The organism is Bacteroidia bacterium, assembly GCA_016218155.1.
Taxonomy (GTDB): domain Bacteria; phylum Bacteroidota; class Bacteroidia; order Bacteroidales; family GWA2-32-17; genus GWA2-32-17.
The window spans coordinates 114,566-134,607 of the sequence record JACREQ010000069.1; the positions used below are offsets into that span (position 1 = coordinate 114,566).

General features: G+C 30.2%; 18 protein-coding genes and 1 riboswitch. Of the genes, 2 read left to right on the forward strand and 16 right to left on the reverse strand.

The window, feature by feature from the left end; translation table 11 throughout:
* Positions 1-88 precede the first annotated feature (88 nt).
* Positions 89-1,669 carry a peptide chain release factor 3 gene (locus tag HY951_12495; GenBank protein ID MBI5540874.1) on the forward strand — a complete coding sequence of 527 codons (1,581 nt, stop codon included), beginning with the start codon at positions 89-91 and terminating at the stop codon, positions 1,667-1,669.
* 227 nt (positions 1,670-1,896) lie between these two features.
* Here HY951_12495 and HY951_12500 read toward each other — a convergent pair whose 3' ends face one another.
* The 3 genes from HY951_12500 to HY951_12510 all read right to left on the reverse strand — a co-directional run bounded on the left by HY951_12500 (position 1,897) and on the right by HY951_12510 (position 4,580).
* Complete coding sequence (locus HY951_12500) at positions 1,897-2,388, reverse strand: GtrA family protein (protein ID MBI5540875.1); 492 nt, start codon at positions 2,386-2,388, stop codon at positions 1,897-1,899.
* 233 nt (positions 2,389-2,621) lie between these two features.
* Positions 2,622-3,749, reverse strand: coding sequence for a hypothetical protein (locus HY951_12505; GenBank protein ID MBI5540876.1), 1,128 nt, complete (start codon positions 3,747-3,749; stop codon positions 2,622-2,624).
* Positions 3,750-3,782: 33 nt separating this feature from the next.
* The gene (locus tag HY951_12510; protein ID MBI5540877.1) at positions 3,783-4,580 is read right to left on the reverse strand and encodes a hypothetical protein; all 798 of its coding nucleotides are present in this window, start codon (positions 4,578-4,580) and stop codon (positions 3,783-3,785) included.
* Positions 4,581-4,804: 224 nt separating this feature from the next.
* Here HY951_12510 and HY951_12515 point away from each other — a divergent pair, with 224 nt between their 5' ends.
* Positions 4,805-5,818 carry a helix-turn-helix domain-containing protein gene (locus tag HY951_12515; GenBank protein ID MBI5540878.1) on the forward strand — a complete coding sequence of 338 codons (1,014 nt, stop codon included), beginning with the start codon at positions 4,805-4,807 and terminating at the stop codon, positions 5,816-5,818.
* A 58-nt stretch (positions 5,819-5,876) separates the two neighbouring features.
* Here the strand turns inward: HY951_12515 and HY951_12520 are convergent, their stop codons facing one another.
* The 13 genes from HY951_12520 to HY951_12580 form a co-directional block, all read right to left on the reverse strand.
* Complete coding sequence (locus HY951_12520) at positions 5,877-6,752, reverse strand: hypothetical protein (protein MBI5540879.1); 876 nt, start codon at positions 6,750-6,752, stop codon at positions 5,877-5,879.
* A 207-nt stretch (positions 6,753-6,959) separates the two neighbouring features.
* On the reverse strand, positions 6,960-7,598 hold the full coding sequence (locus tag HY951_12525) for a hypothetical protein (GenBank protein MBI5540880.1): 639 nt from the start codon (positions 7,596-7,598) through the stop codon (positions 6,960-6,962).
* 229 nt (positions 7,599-7,827) lie between these two features.
* Positions 7,828-9,057: a DUF1566 domain-containing protein gene (locus HY951_12530; GenBank protein MBI5540881.1), complete on the reverse strand. Its 1,230-nt coding sequence runs from the start codon at positions 9,055-9,057 to the stop codon at positions 7,828-7,830.
* Positions 9,058-9,078: 21 nt separating this feature from the next.
* Positions 9,079-9,711, reverse strand: a complete 633-nt coding sequence (locus HY951_12535) for an outer membrane beta-barrel protein (GenBank protein MBI5540882.1) — start codon at positions 9,709-9,711, stop codon at positions 9,079-9,081.
* Between the two features lie 7 nt (positions 9,712-9,718).
* Complete coding sequence (locus HY951_12540) at positions 9,719-10,207, reverse strand: T9SS type A sorting domain-containing protein (protein MBI5540883.1); 489 nt, start codon at positions 10,205-10,207, stop codon at positions 9,719-9,721.
* Positions 10,208-10,554: 347 nt separating this feature from the next.
* Positions 10,555-10,836, reverse strand: coding sequence for a hypothetical protein (locus HY951_12545; GenBank protein MBI5540884.1), 282 nt, complete (start codon positions 10,834-10,836; stop codon positions 10,555-10,557).
* 11 nt (positions 10,837-10,847) lie between these two features.
* Complete coding sequence (locus HY951_12550; protein MBI5540885.1) at positions 10,848-11,444, reverse strand: DUF4256 domain-containing protein; 597 nt, start codon at positions 11,442-11,444, stop codon at positions 10,848-10,850.
* A gap of 174 nt (positions 11,445-11,618) precedes the next feature.
* Positions 11,619-12,680, reverse strand: a complete 1,062-nt coding sequence (locus HY951_12555; protein ID MBI5540886.1) for a T9SS type A sorting domain-containing protein — start codon at positions 12,678-12,680, stop codon at positions 11,619-11,621.
* A 188-nt stretch (positions 12,681-12,868) separates the two neighbouring features.
* Positions 12,869-14,005, reverse strand: a complete 1,137-nt coding sequence (locus HY951_12560; protein MBI5540887.1) for a carboxypeptidase-like regulatory domain-containing protein — start codon at positions 14,003-14,005, stop codon at positions 12,869-12,871.
* Between the two features lie 140 nt (positions 14,006-14,145).
* Positions 14,146-14,529 carry a hypothetical protein gene (locus HY951_12565; protein ID MBI5540888.1) on the reverse strand — a complete coding sequence of 128 codons (384 nt, stop codon included), beginning with the start codon at positions 14,527-14,529 and terminating at the stop codon, positions 14,146-14,148.
* A 101-nt stretch (positions 14,530-14,630) separates the two neighbouring features.
* Entirely contained in the window at positions 14,631-16,886 is a 2,256-nt protein-coding gene (locus tag HY951_12570) for a T9SS type A sorting domain-containing protein (GenBank protein ID MBI5540889.1), read from the reverse strand.
* Positions 16,887-16,987: 101 nt separating this feature from the next.
* A complete protein-coding gene (locus HY951_12575; protein MBI5540890.1) occupies positions 16,988-17,581 on the reverse strand; it encodes a hypothetical protein in 594 nt (197 codons plus the stop codon).
* 136 nt (positions 17,582-17,717) lie between these two features.
* On the reverse strand, positions 17,718-19,736 hold the full coding sequence (locus HY951_12580) for an OmpA family protein (GenBank protein MBI5540891.1): 2,019 nt from the start codon (positions 19,734-19,736) through the stop codon (positions 17,718-17,720).
* Between the two features lie 133 nt (positions 19,737-19,869).
* A riboswitch (molybdenum cofactor riboswitch) is annotated at positions 19,870-20,000 on the forward strand.
* Positions 20,001-20,042: the final 42 nt, after the last annotated feature.

The following is a 20,042-nucleotide window of genomic DNA, read 5'->3' on the forward strand; positions in this document are numbered from 1 at the left end:
ATAAAGTTTGATTTATTAAAACTTAAAGTATCATTCATTTTTTAAAGTCTTCAGAAATAGATTACTTTTGCAAATTATTTAAAAATTGATGGATCAGATAAGCGAAATTAAAAGACGACGTACATTTGCAATTGTTAGTCACCCCGATGCAGGAAAAACAACATTAACAGAAAAATTACTTTTGTTTGGTGGTGCTATTCACGAGGCAGGTGCTGTAAAGTCGAATAAAATTAAGAAAACTACAGTTTCCGATTTTATGGAAATTGAAAAGCAGCGCGGTATTTCTGTTGCTACTTCAGTAATGGGATTTGAATACAAAGGCTATAAAGTAAATATTCTTGATACTCCGGGTCATCAGGATTTTGCCGAAGATACGTACCGTACTTTATCCGCTGTAGATAGCGTTATTATTGTTGTAGATGCTGCAAAAGGTGTTGAAACTCAAACTGAAAAACTTTCAAATGTTTGCAGAATGAGAAATACACCCACAATATTTTTCTTAAACAAATTAGATCGCGAAGGATTAGACCCATATAGCTTACTTGATGAAATAGAGAAAAAACTAAATATAAGCCTTTGTCCGATGACATGGCCCATTGGAATGGGCAGAACATTCAAAGGTGTTTATAATCTCTATAACGAAAGCTTGAACCTTTTCAGCGGGCAGGAAAAACAACTTATTGAAGATTCAATAAAAATTGATTCGATTGAAAGTAAGGAATTAGAAAAACATATTGGTGAAGAAGCTGCTAATAAGTTACGCGAAGATATTGAAGTTGTTAGGGGAGTGTATCCAAAATTAAACAGAGAAGAATATTTGGAAGGGCTTGTTGCACCTGTGTTTTTTGGTTCAGCATTAAATAATTTTGGTGTAAACGAACTTTTAAATTCATTTTTAGAACAGGCTCCACCACCTTTACCATCAAATACTAATGAAAGAATTGTTCGACCCGAAGAAGAAAAATTCTCAGGTTTTGTATTTAAAATTCATGCTAATTTACATCCATTGCACCGTGCACGTATAGCTTTTGTTAAAGTGTGTTCAGGTGTATTTGAACGCAATAAACCATATATGCATGTGCGACAGGGGAAATGGTTAAAATTTTCAAACCCTACTTCGTTCATGGCTGCTAAACAGTCTGTTATTGAAGATGCTTACCCTGGCGATATTATTGGACTGCACGATACCGGTAACTTTAAAATTGGCGATTCATTAACTGAGGGCGAAATATTAAATTTTAAAGGAATTCCAAGTTTTTCGCCAGAATTATTCCGTTATGTTGAAAACAGTGATCCTTTTAAATCCAAACAACTTGCAAAAGGTTTGGAGCAATTAACCGATGAAGGTGTTGCACAATTGTTTACCCATAAAACTTCAAACCGCAAAATTATTGGTACAGTTGGTGCTCTTCAGTTTGATGTTATACAATTCAGATTATTAAACGAATATTCTGCTTCATGCAGATACGACTCTATACAACTTCATAAAGCATGTTGGTTTGTTAGTGATAACAAAGCACAAATAGAAGATTTTAAAAAACGCAAATACAACTTTTTAGCTGAAGATAAATATGGGAGAGATGTTTTCCTGGCCGATTCTGCCTTTAGCTTAAAAATGGCTCAGGATAATTTCCCGGATATTCAGTTTTATTTTAAATCAGAGTTTTAATTTATTTTTTGTCATTCCGAGCATAGCGAGGAATCTGGTTCGAGATTAAATTACATTCGTTGAATAAGTTCTTTTCTCTCGCTAGCATCTTGCGAGTGAGTAGCATATTATGGCATATTGCCAATTTCACACTCGCAGTAAAAACGTTAGTTATGATTTGTGCCTTTGTTAGAATTATTTCCAACAAACTAAATAGATTTTAAAATATAAGAAAACTTATCTAAAGTCTATACAACCTTAAAAGTATATTTCTTTTGCGAAAAATAGCTTACAAAAACAGTAACTATAGAAACTATCATGTTAGAAATGGTAGGATAAAAGTTAAAGCCATCAACCAATAATTTTAATCCTGCATAATTTATCAAAAGATTAATTAAAAACACAACAAAATAACGGAATAGCTGAACATGTCCGCGTAAATCGGAATCGTTGAAAGTAACATATTTTTGTAACAAAAAACCTGAAAAAAGTACTATAGGAAATTTGATACAAAAAGTTGCAATATGTGAGCTTAATGTTATGAAGCCTAAATTAAGCATCTGATGCTGTAAAACAAATGTGTAAATCAGAAAATACAGAATCCAGTCAAATACAAGGTTTCCTGCACCGGTAATTCCATATCTGAAAAATTGTAAAGTTGTATATTTTCGAAAAGGGGGATAAAAGAAATCAATAATAGTGCGAATCCAGCCACCAATTATTTCAAAAACATTTCTCACTTACAATTAATTTTAACAAATTAAATATGATATTTCATGACCTCAAATATACAAAATAATTAATATTCACAATGCTTGAGGCTTAATAAAAGTCATTATTTTAATATTATGGTTTACAATACCATTGTTGGTATTATTTTAAATAAAAAACAATAACACAATCTTTCGCGCTTGTGTTATTGTTTTTATTAATTAAGAAAAGATATTATTATAATAACATGTAATATTTGTTATTACATCTTTCTCTTTTTTTGAATATTAAATCCAAACATAAAACCTATTGTTGAACCATCTCTTCTTGGAGCAATATAGATATTTACAGGAATATTTAAATATCCTGAATGAAATGTTTTTCCTATTGCAAATACTAATCCTGTAGATAAGCTTATATCTCCACGACTATCAAGCTGATTTTTTATTTCATATTTCACATAGTTATTCCCATCATCAAAATATCCGGGCTCGTCATGAAAAGCATTCGTCGAATCGGCTTTCCATTCATTGCTTATGTTCCATTCATTATTTCTGTCGTAATAACCACGTGCTTTTTTAATTATTCTAAAAGTAGGACCAAAACCAAATTCCCATGCTCCTTTACCAAACCTGAACCCAAGCATTGGTGTATAGCTTGGAATAAATCTTCCACTTTCTAAACCTCCAATCATAACAATATTCTCAACAAGTGCCTGAAAATTTCCGGCACTTATATATTTAAATTCATGTTGCCATCCAAAGTTAAATGTTGCAGGAAACATATCAAATCCACCTGGTTTATTAGTTGAGAGTATTTTTGCCGATTCGCCCATAGTATAGGAACAGCCCATCCTTGGACCATTTAAGCGTAAAGTATTTTTTGGACTTTCGATAGGAACATTATAATCAATAAGCTGTTCAACCATTTCCTGATCAGGTTTAATTCCTAATAATTTTTTTACCGATATTTCAATCATTTTCTGCATCTCCGGTAAATTCAAATACTCTGTAGTTTCGTTCTTTTCAATACTTGATGAATTTACATCAATAAGTCTTAAAGTTATAACAATCTTTTCTCCAAATCTTTCTGCACTGCCAGAAATCATTTTATCAACTTTTAAAAGTTTTCCTGTTTCTACAAGACATGATTTTGCATAGCAGTTGTTCAGATCAATATTATTGTTTTTAATAATATCGGCTACTTCATACTTGTCGAGCACCGAATAAACATTTGTTTTTTCTACTTCAAGTTTTACTAAGTATCCCATAGTTTGAGCATCCTGAACAACTCCTTTGCTGTCTATGTTTAATACAGCTACACTTTGTTTTGTCTGTGCGAACATTCCTACTGCGAAGAACATTGCTGCAATTGTCATTATTGTTTTCATTTTGTTTAAAAATTAAATTTATTATTATTAACCTTACATCATTCTTTGTCTAATATTTATTACTATTATGTCTGAAGCTATTCCTACAAGAAATCCCAATAATACCATTCCTGCTTTTTTACTATGAGCTGCTCTTTTATAACCTTTCTTATACCAACTATTTGTTTTGTATAAATTTTTGTTAGGATTTTTTTCAAGCCCAAAGCAACTTTGCTTAGCAGGAGTTGAAGCAATAATTATTTCAGGAATCCAGCCTACTGGAAAAAACACTCCCGATACCACTCCACCGGCAAATGCATAATTCCCTGTATAATACTTTTTGCTGTCAGAAATACCAAGTTTAAAATAGAATTCCATTGAATCTGCCTGTAATTTTTGAGTAATTATTGATTTATTGTAATCATTGTTATTTATAACATAGCTGCTATCAGATTTTAATAACTGCCTCTGTACAATGGTATCTTTTTTTATAGCTGAATTTTTAATAACATTCATTTGTGGTGCAATAGATTTAATATAAGGTTTATTTTCTCTCCCAAAAATTAGTGCATTAGAATTAACTAATTCAATCCAGTCAATATTTTCTATCATCATATCATGAAGGCTGCTTTCTTTTTCAAATACAATGTATAAAGGGTGAATTTCTGTAATAAGACAGTTTTTTATTATACCATCTTTTTTTAGAATTAAATTAACTCTTCCAATTGATGAAAGAATCACTTTATTGCCATTTAAATTAGGAATGGAATCCGATGATTGAGAAAAAAGCTTTTCTGTATTGCTAAGCATTATTAGAATTGCTATAATCTGAATTAAAATTGACTTTTTCATAATCGTTTTTTTTATCGTTTTGATGATGTAAAATTGCAACCGAAAGCAGGCGAATAAAAACGGATTTATAATGAGAGGATTATTAACTCAATTGATATTCAATAATTCAATTGATAAAAAATAAAACCAAATTGCATTTTTGCGATTTTTACTAAAGAATTTCAGCAAAAAATTATATATTGCAAAAGAATAATATTGAATTAATTAATTTCAACTAAAATTAAATGGCTGATAATTCGATTAAAAACCCAATTCAGTTAAAATTCTTTGAAAAACTTAAGCAATCGGTTTCTCAAAACATTTCTGTTGCCAATGAAATTGCAGATGTGCTTGAGATTAGTCAGGATGGGGCATACAGAAGAATGCGCGGAGAAAGTATTTTAAGTATGGACGAGATGATAAAACTATGCAAATACTTTAAAATATCTCCCGATGTTTCAACAATAGAGGACGAAACATCTGCTACATTTCATTTTCAAAGAATGATTCACGATGAGAACGGTTATGAAGAATATCTTAAAAATATACTTAGCGATCTTCAAAAGATAGATAATTCAAACCCAAAACATATTATTTATGCAGCAGGAGATTTACCTATATTTATTCAGTTTATTTCTCCGGAATATTCTGCATTTAAAGCATTCTTCTGGCAAAAAGCAATGTTAAATATTCCATCAATGGATGGGAAAAAATACAGCAATAATAACATTAAACCAGAAATATCAGAATTATGCAAAAAAATATCTGATACTTACATTCGTATTCCCTCTACAGAGATATGGCATTTCGACACAATACACAGTAACATAAAACTTATTGAATTTGCCTGGGAATCGGGAATGTTCTTAACAATTGAGGATGCATTAATTGTATGCGAACAACTTTCTGACATGCTTTTGCTTATTGAAAAACAAGCAGAAAAAAGTTCTAAATTCAGTAACGAAGAGCGTTGGTCTTTAAATGAAGGAAACTTTACATTATATCAGAGTGATTTTGTGCTAACAAATAATCATATATTTGTTTCTGCCGGAAACACAAAAACTCTTTATCTTACACACAATACTTTTAACTCTATTTTAACAACAAACACAGTATTTTGCAACGAAACCGAAGAATGGCTTAAAAACCTTATCAGAAAATCGACTCAGATAAGCGGGGTAGGAGAAAAGCAACGCCATAAGTTTTTTAAAAATGCTCAGGAAAAAATTGAGAACCTTGTTATGAAGATAAAAGAGTAACGGTTGTATTTTCATACAGATTTTCCGATTGATTTAATATTGTGTTAGTTGTAGGCAATTAATATTTTTCTGGTAGTTGTAATTTTTTAATTTTTGCATCTATACTTAGTTTAGATAATCCCAATTCCGCACGTCTTATGTCCACCTCTTTTATGTTTTCAATTGGCACATAATCGGAAATTGTTCTAAAGGTTCCATATGTTTGAAAACCATTCATTGCATAATTGTACCTGTCCAAAACAATCGCATAATCACTAAAAGAAATATTTCCTTTTAAAGCTTCAGAATATAAAAGGGGTTTAAAAAATGATTCCCAATAATGTTTTGTTGATGTGTTAGTTGTAGAATGCATTATTAAAATAATAATATCTTGATTATAACCAAGCGTTTTAAATCCTGGATATCCTTGTTCATTAATAAGTTCCATTACATTTATTGTATTAATAGAATCTATTTCTGCCATATATTTATACTTACAGGCATCTTCATTTCTGTTACGAATAAATTGATCAACTTCAATCCATGCATTAATTTTCGCAAAAGTAGGAAAATCTATTTCTGATTTTACTGATTTAAGATTCTCCCATAATTTGGATTTTTTTGCAAATTCAAAAATTGAATCATTTGTTTTATCTTCTAAAATTTCATCCAATTTAAAATCATATTTGATCATGTCAGATATTATCCGTAATGTCATTACAGTATCCTTTTTAGAGGCGAAAGCTTTTGCTGCATCTAGATTATCAAAAGGAAAAAGTTTCCCGAAAGTTGAAAATATTTGATTATAAATAATAATAGCTGAGTCTGTATTATTCTCAGATAAAAAGTATTCTACTTTACTAGACAAAACAGAATATTGCTTATAATCTTGAGCAAATGTATTTACTGAAACTGAACAAATCAGAAACAAAATCAGGTTTTTAATATTTTTCATAATAATTTTATTTGTTAAAGTCATTTTGTATTGCTTACAGCTAAAGGTTTGCGGTTGAATTTGGCAGGCTTTTATTTGCAGTTGTGCTTGCCCCTTCGGGGTCAAACCGCTAAGAATATTATTTATTGTTATATTTGTCAAGTTGCACTTCACTGCTCGTTGTTTTCGTAGGTGGTGTTACTGATTGTTTATTTATTTTTAAGAGAGCTATTTTCCTTTTTGTTTGTCATCAACACAATAGTATCTAAGAATTTTCCCATTCATGTCAATGAATACATAAATTTCCATATTTGATATGTCTTTAATGCAAAAATCAACTAATACAATTGCAAATTCATTATTGTTAATGAAATAAGGAGAGGTAGCATAGATCATACCTGCATTTTCTTTTGCATAGCGATAACCATTAAATGAAAATATTTGTTTTTGCTTATTATTCAATTTAATCCTAGTATTTCTGCAATGATCATAAATGAAGCTACATTTTGCATTTTTTCTTAAGTATCTTGATAATTTTCCAGCATTTTTATAACTTGTAGAATCATAAGGATATATTTTGTGGAATTCATCAGTCAGATTTGAAATTTCTTTATTACACTGAATTTGAGTTTGCCTTATTAAAGTCGAATCTGATTTTGAAAAAATAAATTGTAATTCCCAATCCCAGAAAATATTTGCAGATTGAGAGCAACTAATTATTAGGATTTTTGAATCTGATGAGGGTCGCTTTAAAAAAGACTCTTCAGAGTCAACAACAAACTTTAATGCGATTTTCTCAAAATTAAGTTTTTGGCAAAAAGTATGTAGTGACAAGAATAAGATGGGAACTAATAATAATTGTTTCATATTCTTTATCTTATATTTGTTAATAAATCCTTAAAGTCATACTTGTAATTGTTTTTTATAAATAAGCGGTAACGGTTTGCTGTTGAATTTGGCAGGCTTTTACTTGCAGTTGTGCTTGCCCCTTCGGTGTCAAACCGCTAAATATTATACATATTGTTATATTTGTCAAGTTGCACCACCCACCCAGTTTTTGCCAAACGTGTGTTACCAGCTGGCCTACTTTTCATAATTAAAATTTTCGTACTGCTCGAACACGATAATTGATATCTTTATCACCTACATAACCTGATCCCATATCTATATTAATGCTACAACAATTATTAAATCTTTCTGTTGAACTCATATACCATGCATCGTTTGGTATTGGCAACCCTGTTGAATAATTATCACCATCATTCTCTAGTATAAATGTAATATGAAAAGCATTAACTAATAATTGTCTTAATTCAAAAACTGATGGTAGATACCAATCAGAAAAACCTCCAAATATATACTGTGTACATAATAATGCACCACTATTTGTATGACCTGCTTGTGATATTATTGCTTGTGTATTTGATTGACCATCCCAAGTACTTTCAGCTGTTGATCCAATTGAAACATTAATAATGTTGCTCCATGGCATACCTGCACTTAAATCTGCAAGGCTTGCAATTAAACCATGTTGACGAGAATGGTCAACCCAAAATACAATACCACCTCCAAATAATTCGCCAACATAATGACCGCTTAATGAATTAGCAACCTGTGCCGTGTCATTTGTTTGGGGATTGATTAAATTGTACGCATAATTAGCGGTGTCGGAATAAATAGAAGTTGTAGCTGTTTGAGAATTAAATGCGAATGATGAAGAATCAGAAAAATTAGAAGTTGCAGCAGTTTGGGCAAAATTTGCAGTCAAAGCAGTAGTAGCAGTATTAGCTGTTGCTGCCGATTGTGCATTATACGCAAATGTTGCAGTGTCTGCATAGTTAGCATGATTTGAAGAATATGAGAACACTGCAGTGTCAGACTGTAATGAATGAAATGCATAAGGAACAGCCAACATTTGTTGAATACCGACTAATTTATATTCACTATTACCTTTTATATCAATTTCTACTTTTAAAAAGTGTTTATAACTACCCCAATCAATATTTAAGAGACTTGTGTCAGGACTTAAACCAGTTAAAACACCGTGTCCAATAACAACGGTAAATAATCCATTCTGATCTGTGTTTGCTGTATGTGTTTCTTGATAAACGAGTATTCCTGACACTTCTTCCTGTAAAATTGTAAACCGGATATTTATGATTTTGTCTGATAAAATATTTCCATTTACATCCATTCCGGCAATTTCTTTTCCATTTTCGTCAATAGCAACAGCCTGATATGTTATGCCATCAACAACCTGTGCTTTAACAGTATTTATTGAAAATATTGTTACTGTAAAAACAATATACATATATAACTTTTTCATAGTCGATAAATTTATAAATATTTATTTTTTATTTATCGAAAAAACAAGTCCAAAATGCAATGATAATGCTCTGTTATACAATTTTTGACTTTGATTTGGTTCTGAATTTTGCTCCAATTGATTCATGCCGGTTGAATTTCTAAGTTCAAACAATACGGATGCCGATTCGGTAAAAGAATACAATAAACCTGCATACACATTCAAACCATAATCAGTATTTTTTATAGCATCCATTTTAAGCATATTATAGTAGCTCAAACCAATTGATTGTTCTGCTTTGAACAAATATGAAAAATAAAATGAAGCTCCGATAAATGGCTTAAGCTTACCTTTGTTTACTATGTAACCACCACCAAGATTAAGGTCGGTATAATGTAAAGACCAATCAAGTTTTTGATTATTCAGAATTGAATTTGCACCAAGGTTTTTATAACCAAGTTCAATTCTGGCAAAAATATTTGATGAAAATATTTTACTATAATTCAAACCATATGAATAATTAATGGCTGATGTTATATTATCATCTTTATTCCCTTCAGAATCTAAAAACTTGAACTTAGAATATGTCTGAGCGAAATGAAGTGAAAAATTGTCTTGAGCATAACCTATGGTTACAATAAGACAAATTAAAAATGAAGTCAATAAATTTTTCATAGTGATATTAGATTTTAACAATTTTCTTTGTTATTTGTAAGTTGTTATTAGAATAAATATTTATAAAATATATTCCTGTACCCCAATTGTCACATTTTATTTTGCTTTCATTGTTTCCTGCAATATTCAGAGTTGAAATTGTGTTACCTAAAATGTCTGTTACCAATATTGAATATGAAATGTCATCACCTACAATTTTTATCTGAAAATAATCATTAATTGGGTTAGGGTATAAGGACAATTCAATTTTCTTATTCGAGTAGATTTTTGCATTAATATTATTCACAGGTTGTTGAAATCCTTGTCGTATAGTATTATTTTCGGATGAAAAACATGTTGTGTTTGAAGGTTGTCCAATTGTTTGTCGAAGAAGTATACCATCAAACATATTGTTAGAACCCAAACTGCTTAAAGACTGTCTGATTATATTTTGAGCATTTAATGTATTGATTAAAATTATTCCAATCAATAACAAAGTCAAGTTTTTAAAAGTCATATTATTTTTTCTGATTTCATCAAATTAGTCCTATATAGACTTGTTGGCAAGACACTTATAGTTTATATATCATCATACATATTCAGATAGTTATAAACAAATAAGTATAACAAATCATAATTTTATTATAATCAAATATACAAAAAAATAATATTTTCACTCGTTCTCATCTTGCTTAAAAAAAAGCAAATCATAGCAAAAGATTCTGTTACAAGCGCGTATGATTGTAACATGGTGGATTATAGTGAAATGTAAAAAATGAGAGGCTTGTTATGAAGATAAAAGAGTAATATTTCTTTCTATTTTGTTATCGTTATAAATGATGAAGAAATTGGATTTTACAAAGGTTATTTATTTTTAATTAGTTTACCATCTTCAAAATTTTCATGATACTCTATATTTAAATTCTTATCATAACGTAACCATGAACCATTTTTTTTACTGTTTTTAAAATTACCTACACACCAAAGTTGTCCGGTTTCTCTATAAAATATCCATTCTCCTTCCATTAGCCCGGCTACGTATTGTCCTTTTGCCTTAATCTTACCGTTTTTAAAAAAGTAAGTTAACTTATCATCAATTAATTCATGAATCTTTTGCCCGTTTGAATAAAACTTTTTATCTAACATATTTTATTTTGTTATAATATTCTTTGCAAACCGCGAAATCCCCTGACTGCATAATATGAATCAGCACCATTATGATAGACAAAAACATGATTGTAACGACAATCACAAAAAAGTGCACCACCAAGTTTTCTGATTTCATCAGGTGTCTTTACCCAACTAGAAGTTTTTGTATCAAACTTGCCAAACTTCTGCAAATCCCTGTATTGTTGTTCAGTTAAGATTTCAATACCCATTTTTGCAGCCATATCAATAGCATTATTTGCTGGTTTATGCTCTTTCCTTGATTCAAGTGCTTCCCGGTCGTAACAAATGCTTCTGCGATCCTTAGGGCTTTCTGGTGAACAATCATAAAAGATATATTCGCCGGTATTGTTATCATAAGCTATAACATCCGGTTCACCACCAGTTCTTTCCATTTCATTCAGACTCCAGATTTTTTCAATACTATTTTGACTTCCGGATATGCAGGCTTCTAGTTTTGCTTTTAGTTTATTCCATTCAATACTCTTATGTCGGTTCATGTTTTTTTCAAAACGAACTTTTAAAACTTTTAATAGTTCTTCATATTGTTCTGGTAACAATATTTTTTTATTTTCAATTTTCATGATTATGATTTCTAATTAATTTCATTAACTAATCGAGAGAGAACAATATATTTTTAAAATTTTATTATAAAATTAAAAAATAGCACAACCAGTGTCTGGATGTCTCTGATAAATATCTGGATAAATTAATTTTCATTTGAGAAAGTTATATACCATTGTATTATTATGTGTAAAGTGTTATAATTTGATCAATTTTGTTTCTAAAATACTATCACCATCTTTAAAACGTATCATATATACTCCAACAGATAAATTACTTAAATCAATAATAGATTGTGATTCGTTAATACTTAGATTTTTTATCAACTTGCCACCAGAATCAAAAATTTCAACAAATAAATCGGTCAATGTTTCAATTTTAATAAAATCATGAAAAGGATTTGGGAAAACCTTAACCAAAAATGTGCCTGCTAAATATATTGTTTTATTTACTAACATGGTATCCATGCATCCCATGTTTGAAACTGCTATTAGTTTAATATTATAATTGCCTTCATTAGTAAAAAAATGAATAGGATTTTTAGTATTAGTAGAATCACCATCATCAAAAATCCATATAACATTACTACTTAAAGTTGACAGATCGTAAAATTGTATACTATCATTTACTTTAGAAATAGAAGGAGATAAGCTAAAATTAGCTTCCGGTTTAGGATAGGCAGTTATTAAGTCAATATAAATTACAGATGTAGAACAACCAAATTTAGAAGTTTTAGTAAGCCAAACAGAAAATATACCATCATTGCAAAATGTATAGTCAGGATTTTTTAACGTTGAAGTGTCATTCGAAACTATTGAATCGCCAAAATTCCAAAAATATTTATCATTTTGATCCGGATTGATTTCTATAAAATCTATTTTAAGTGGTACACATCCTGTTAAATGGTCTGCAATAACACAAGTTGGAGGAAATGGCATTATGTGGATATAAATTGATTTTGAGATTTGATTACCTGAATAATCTTTTGCAGTTATTGTAATAACATTAGAGTAATCGGGATGAACTAAATAAGGATTATTAATTATTTCACCTGAATCATTATAAAGCAAATATGGACCACCATCACCACCTGAAATTAAAGCATTAATAAATGTCGAATCACCAGGGCATAATGAATCTCTTTCAAGACTTAATGTTAAAACAATAGGAGATTTCTCTTTTGATTCGTAACAAATAGCATAAGAGATTTTTACAATAAATAAAAATAGAAAAAATAAAATCGAAAAAATAATTTTCATAAGTTAATAATCCATCTATTAGAATTTTAAGTAATCCTTATTTTCAACTACTTATTTATTGTTATTTATTTTATACTATCAAATATACAAAATAATTTAGAAACAAAATATTATGCTAATATTGGTTATTATAACAAACTTGTCGATTTCAAGCATGAATGCTTGCACAAAAAAGAATAAGTATAGAATTATTTTAAAAAGTTAGTAACATCGGTAACATTACCTTTTTCGTCCCATTCTGTTTTTTCTAGATAAACGCCTTTGCGAAATGTTGCTTCTTTCTTTTTAGCACCACTTTCATAGTACCAAATATTTTTTCCATCCATTTCGTCGTCATTATAATTTGCAATAATTCTAGGTTGTCCGTTTGAATACCAGAATCGCCATTTACCTTCCTTTTTACCGTTTGAATATGTACCTTCAATTTTCTTTTGTCCGTTGCTATACCAGTATTCCCAGAACCCATTTTTAATTCCTTTTTCATAAGCACCACGCAATCCTTTTTGCCCGGTTTCATAATATCCGTAACATTGGCCGGTATATGGGTCTTTAGCTTTCTTAAGATACATTACCTGCATTCTTTCTTCCAGTTGTGCATTATCAACACCCTGCGCAAAAGTTTTATCTAAAAGATTCTGAAAATAATTAATCAAAGGTTTTCTGAAAGTACTATTTTCTACCAGATTATTGTCTTTTCTATCCAAAACTTCTATGGTAACAGCAACATCATTTACCTGATCGGGACAATAGGGGCAGGGGAACCACGAAACGGTTATTGTAACCTTATCAGATATTCCGTTTACCTTTACTTTTTTCCAGCGAATAAAATTTGATTTTATTTTTGCATCGCCACCAAAATTTTCTTTCAAAATACTAATATAGTTTGCTGCATTCTGAAGTTCGCGAGTTGAAAAAGTAAGCAAATATTGGCTTTTATCATTTTTTTTACTTTTCCAGCGAAGTGCTTCTATATTGTCATAACACATTGCAACAACTTCATTTAACAGAAAAAGCGAATCCTGTATTTCTACTCTTAGAAATTGTTTTAAATTAATTTTAGAAATTGGAAGTTTAATCTGCTTATAACCAATTGATGAAAAAATAATTGTGTCATTAATATACTTTGAATCGAAATTAAGTTCGAATTTGCCATCTTCTGCTGTAATTGTACCTATTGTTGTAGCTCTTATATGAACAGCTGCAAAACTAACAGGAGCATCATTAGAATAGGCATATACACCACCTTTTAAAACTAAAGTATTAGTGGTTTGAGCAACTAAAACAAAAGGACAAATTAAAAATACTATAATGAATAATCGAAACATTCTAAATTTTTTGTCAAACCTACGGTAATTTTAAAAAAATAGCAAGTTCGCATAATTGCGTGCTTGTTAGCAATTTGAAATAAATTACTGAATTTGCGATGAAGTATAGAGTGTTAAAAAACAGAAAATCCCGATGAGTTTTATTCAAATGATAACAGATTATTTGAAGGGATTTCCATTTTTAAAGATGTACTTTCGTTTTCATTTTCATCGGATTGTTCTTCAGTTATTTCAGAGAAATCAACTGGTTTTTCTTTTCTTTTAGGCTTTGGTCTTGGCTGAACAACCGGAGTTGTAACAGGATTTACAAATAATTCGTTTGTTGCTAATTCAAGTCTGTTTGCTTTAATAAACATTCCCCATTCTAAAGCTTTAGAAATGCTTTTAATATTTAATTCAACTTCCCAATCATCAGAATTAGAGTTACGTGGAATTGCAGTAAATTCAGTTTTCTGAAGAAGACAATTATCAATAATTATCTGAATGTTTTTTGTTTTAGCTAAAATTCTGGTCTTTTCATTCATATTATTCTAACATTAAAATTTTTGTAGGTGTTTAGAATACAAAAATAATAAAAAAGGCGCAGAGTTCATCTGCGCCTTTTTAAGATTTTTATAAAATTAATTTATTTCACCATTAATTTTTTAGTAAACACAAACTCACCAGCAGTTAGTTTAACAAAGTAGCATCCGGTAGAATTCAAATCATTCTTACTAATTGAATATTCATGGTGGCCTGCTGCCAAATCATTATTTTCAATAGCCTTAATTTCCTTACCTACCAAATCTATAATTTGAATTTTAGTATTCATGTTTTCTGGTAAATCAAATGAAATAGTTGAATTTTCGTCAACTGGATTAGGATAAACTTCCATATTTACAAGATCCATAGAATATGAATCCATTCCGGTATATGTACCATTGTCAATATTAATATCTTCAAGATAAATGTTATTACCGCCATTGCCAAAGAATTCAAATTTAAATCTAAAATTTGTCTGATGCTGATTTAAATATATATGAATATTTATTGAATCTGATGCCCAGTCGGCAGGTGCAGGGTCAAAACTATTCTGATTCGGTACTGTAGTGGTTTGTAGTGCAGCTCCTAATTTTGCCCATTTTTGAGCCCAAGTTTTACCACAATTTGTAGAAACTAAAATTCTCATTTTATCATATGCAGTATCGGCATCAGTAAGAACAGTACCAGGATTTATTTTACCGCAATAAGCATATTTAAATTTTAATTTAAGAGGTACAGTATTATATAAAGAAGTTAAATCATAACCATCACTAATCAAATCGTCAAAACTGCCATTCTGGTTTCCGATAAAATTTCTGATTCTTGCAGATTTAGTACCAGAAACAGAAGCAGTATCAGTAATTTCCCATCCAATCCCAGCTGCATTATCAACTATCCAGGTAGGGTTAATTCCAGCTTCAAAATCTTCATTTAAAGGAACCTGAACATTTGTAGATGGATCAAATACTCTGATATAAGAAGTTTTTGTTATACTGTCATTTCCAGAAGCATTTGCTACGATAAGTTTTACAGGATATATTCCTGCTGCTGTATATGTTACAGAAGGATTCTGAAGTGTAGAAGTTGAAGGTGTTGCGCCGGTTAAATCCCAGTTCCATGAAGTTGGAGCTGAATTAAATGAAATATCTGAAAAGTTTACAGCATCGCCAACACAAATTCTTTTTGGGGTTGCAGAAAAGTCAGCTATTGGTGCACAAATCGGATGGTAACTTGTGTCTAAAACTCCTGTTGCAATTAAATTCTCTTTTGTCCACAAATTATGTCTGATACCTGCAAGAGTCGCATCAACTCTGGCTTTTTGTCCGTTTGTAAATGAATTGGTACAATATCCGAATTGATAATCCATATAATTCTCAATCATATCAGGCTCATCAGGACTATCTTGTGTGCAAGAATTAATACTTCCGGGAGTAAAACATGATACAGAAGTATTTTGTGTTGCAACAGCTACAGGAGGAGTATCGTCAACTTCATCGCCGGCTGATGCAAATAGAGTAGGACAACCACTTGATGCGGGCAATAATCCAAACATTAAATTTTGAAATGGATGATATAAATTAAAATAATGACCTGTTTCATGAGTAAATGTTCTGTTAAGTAAATTTATACCCATTCCACCCATATCTGTTGCTGTTCCAATTGAGCCAACACAGTCCTGACGAATTAATACACCATCAATATCAGAATCACCACCTGTTAATGCCTGTGATAAAGTATTGTCAGGAGGAAAAGGAGACATACCGCCAATAAAAGCTCCGTCGGGTAATGACATACCTTCAGGATAAATAAAATTTACAGCAAAAATATTCATGTACTTTGTTGGATCCCAAACGTATTGTTTCATAGTTGCAAAATATGCCCAATTAGTTTGAGGATCAAAGATATGTTCAATACCATTAGTGCAATTTCCAAGTACATCTATCTTTGCTAATCTGAATTCAATTGCAAAATCTGATGCTCTTGGTTTAAAAAGTGGAAAAATATTTACTGTATCTGCATTTAATTTTGCATAATCAATATTCATTTTATTAATTCCATCTATAACCTGTGCATCACTTATATTTTCAGGTCCGTTTGCATGAATAACATGAACCACTACAGGAATTATTCTTCTACCATTAATCAGAGTATCTACTTTAATGTTATTAAGATTTTCAATAATTTGCTTAAAGTTTTTTTCATAAAGCAAATAATCATTTAAAATCTGAGGGTTCTCCTTAATCTTTTGTTTAATAATTAAGTCATCTGCAATAATAGGTTTAATAGTCTGACTATAACCTAAATGAGAGATTGAAAAACTAGAAATGATAATTAAAATAAGTAAACTAAATCGATTCATATTTAGCAGTTTTAAATGGTTATTAATACCGCTAATATAAAAAAAAAGCTTAAAAAATACGATGATGAAAAATTGAAAAAACTATGTTTTAAAAATAGAATTTACCAACCTGTAAATGAATTTCCACAGTTGTGTGAAAAAGGAGAGGAATAAGAATTAAACGGTGAATTGCCTTTATTATATTGCATTTCGAAATACAAGCTGGTTTTCTCATTAATATTATAACCAATACCTATTTTGCCACCCTTAGCATCATTATAATAAGCAGGGTTTATATTGTTAGGAACATCAGGCTTTGCAAGTGAAGTATAAGCACCACCTGTTAGAAAAACTTTATTACTGATTTTATAAGATCCTTGTGTATAAAAAAAAGTTCCGTTTACATTATTCATTCTTGAACCACCCTCGGTATTAAAACTACTTGGCATACTAAAACTACTGAAAATTACACCGGCCTGAACAGATAGTTTTGAAGTTAAATTAACATTATAATTCGGAGCCAAAAAGGAACCATAATAACCTTGCCCGTTAAAACTACCACCAAATGCACCTGCATTAACGCCCCAACGACCAGAAACTCCTTTTTTAACCGGAGATAAATTAGATGGATTAAAATATTCAGTTGTAGAATCAGTCTGACCTATAGCCAGATTAAAACAGAAAAAAACTGAAACGAAAAACAATAAAGTTTTCATGTCTTTTTATTTTACTCAAAGATACATAATAATTTTTCACGTTATTAATAGATTAACATAAAAAACTTTAAAATATAAAACATATAATAATTTGATATAACATTACTTATAAAACAAATGTTAATAAAGTAATTATTTATTCTTCGTCAATATCAGGAATATAGTTGGTAGAAATAACTTTAAACTCGGTTCTACGATTCATTTGATTAGCCTGATCTTTTAATTCAGGAGTTGCTAGCTTATTTATATATTCTTCGGTTAAAATATCACCTTCCTTAAAAACTCCATCTTTTGAATCTTTTGCATTTCTTCCATTAATAACTTTTGGCATTGTTTTTCCATAACCTTTTGCCACAAGACGATCTTTTGCAATTCCTTTTTCAACCATATAATCAACTACAGATTGAGCACGTTTTTGAGATAATGTAACATTACTCAAAGAATCGCCTACCATATCGGTATGAGAGCCTAATTCAATTGTAATATTTGGATTTGCTTTTAAAATATCAGAAAGTCCGTTTAATTCTCTTTTAACTTCAGGACGTAAATCCCATTTACCAAAATCATATAATACATTTTCTACTTCAACAGGGTTTGAAATTGAAGCCAATCTAATTACATCAGAGAAAGTCTTGCTATCTGCTAATTCAGCAGTTGTTATTCTTCCCTTTCCATTAAGATAGCCTTCCTTTTTAGCTAAATAAATGTAATCTGTATGCTGATTAAGTTTATATCTGAATGTACCATCATCTAATGTTGTAATGTCAAGATCAGTTCCATCATTTCCTACAATTCTTATTCTTGCACCCTTAATAGGTTTATCGGTATTTTCATCTCTGATTACACCTTGTAAAACAAACTCCATTGGCGGTAAAATAAATGAATATATATCATCTTTTCCTTTTCCTCCTTTTCGTGAAGAACTAAATAATCCTTCCTCAGAGTTTCCTTTAAATATTATATCAAAATCATCCTGAGAAGAATTAATCGGATATCTCATATTTTCAACTATCCATTCATTATCTTCATTTTTTGTTGCTTTAAATATATCTAGTCCACCCATACCAGGATGACCGTTGGAACAAAAATACAATATGCCGTTTTCACGGATAAATGGAAACATTTCATCGCCAAGGGTATTAATTTCCATTCCAAGATTTACAAGATTTGCAAAAGATTTTGATTTTGACTTTCTTGTCATCATATAAATATCGTTACCACCAAATCCTCCTGACATTTTAGCAACAAAATACATTGTTAAACCATCTTTTGAAATTGAAGGATATCCAACAGAAATACTATCATTTGCAATTTGAACTATTTCATATTTTAGCCAGTCTTCACCAGGATCACGTACGCCTTTATAAATCTGACAACCAAGTTTAATACCTCTTGCAATTTTGCATCGAGTAAAATACAAACTATTATAGTTATCTGACAGACACGGTGCTCCATCATCATTTACTGAGTTTATAGTATCATTTAACGGTTCAGGCTTACTCCATTCACCTTTTTTATCTAAAGAAGTTTCAAAAATGTCAGAAAATATCTGACCTGTAACAGGATTTATTTTTTCACCATGAATACCCGGGCGGGTAGAGGTAAAGTAAATATTTAAATAATCATTTGAAGCATATGCCGGTGCAAAATCACTTTCTTTCGAGTTTAATTCTTTTCTGTTTTCAATTACATATCTGGTAGGACTATCAATCCACTTTGCTGAAAGGGAACAGGAAATTTTTGACACCTTTGCTCTTTCATCATTAGGAACTCTTTTTAAATATTCTTCATATTGTACAGCGGCTTCAGCATATTTTTCATTCCTTTGAAGCATATCCGCATAATAATAATAAATAAGAGGATTTTGATAATTTTTAGTAATAACCTTTAAGTATTGAGCCTCTGCCTTTTGAGTTTGATTCATATTTCTGTAACATTCTGCAATTCTAAATGAAATATAATTCTTCTCATCTTTGTTTTGAGATTCTTTATACAAATCTTTATACATATTTAAGGCTTTGAAAAACTCATTGGTTGCATAAGTGTAATCTGCCTTTTTAGTAAATTTACTATAAAAATCATCTTGTGAAAAAGCAGTATTACTTAACAAGGCTAAATAAATTATTATTACTGCTTTATAAATATATTTTGACATGAATTGAAAAATTAATATCGATGAAACGTTAAGGTCTCAAAATTATTATAAAATTGGGAATTATAACTATATTTTTTTATTCTGTTTACTAATAATTAATAACTTTACGAGTCGAAAATTTCGACAAAATTATATTTATTGTAGTCTCCGAGTTAAGTTTTCTAAGGATGAAAGTCTATGAAAATTAACCATTGGGTCAATGGAAACAAACAGCCCACCCGAGGTTTAAAACCCAAATTGGAAAGGAGAAAGTCATTAAAAAATATTTAATGATTGTGCCTTCTTTCCATTTGATAGAAGGCATTT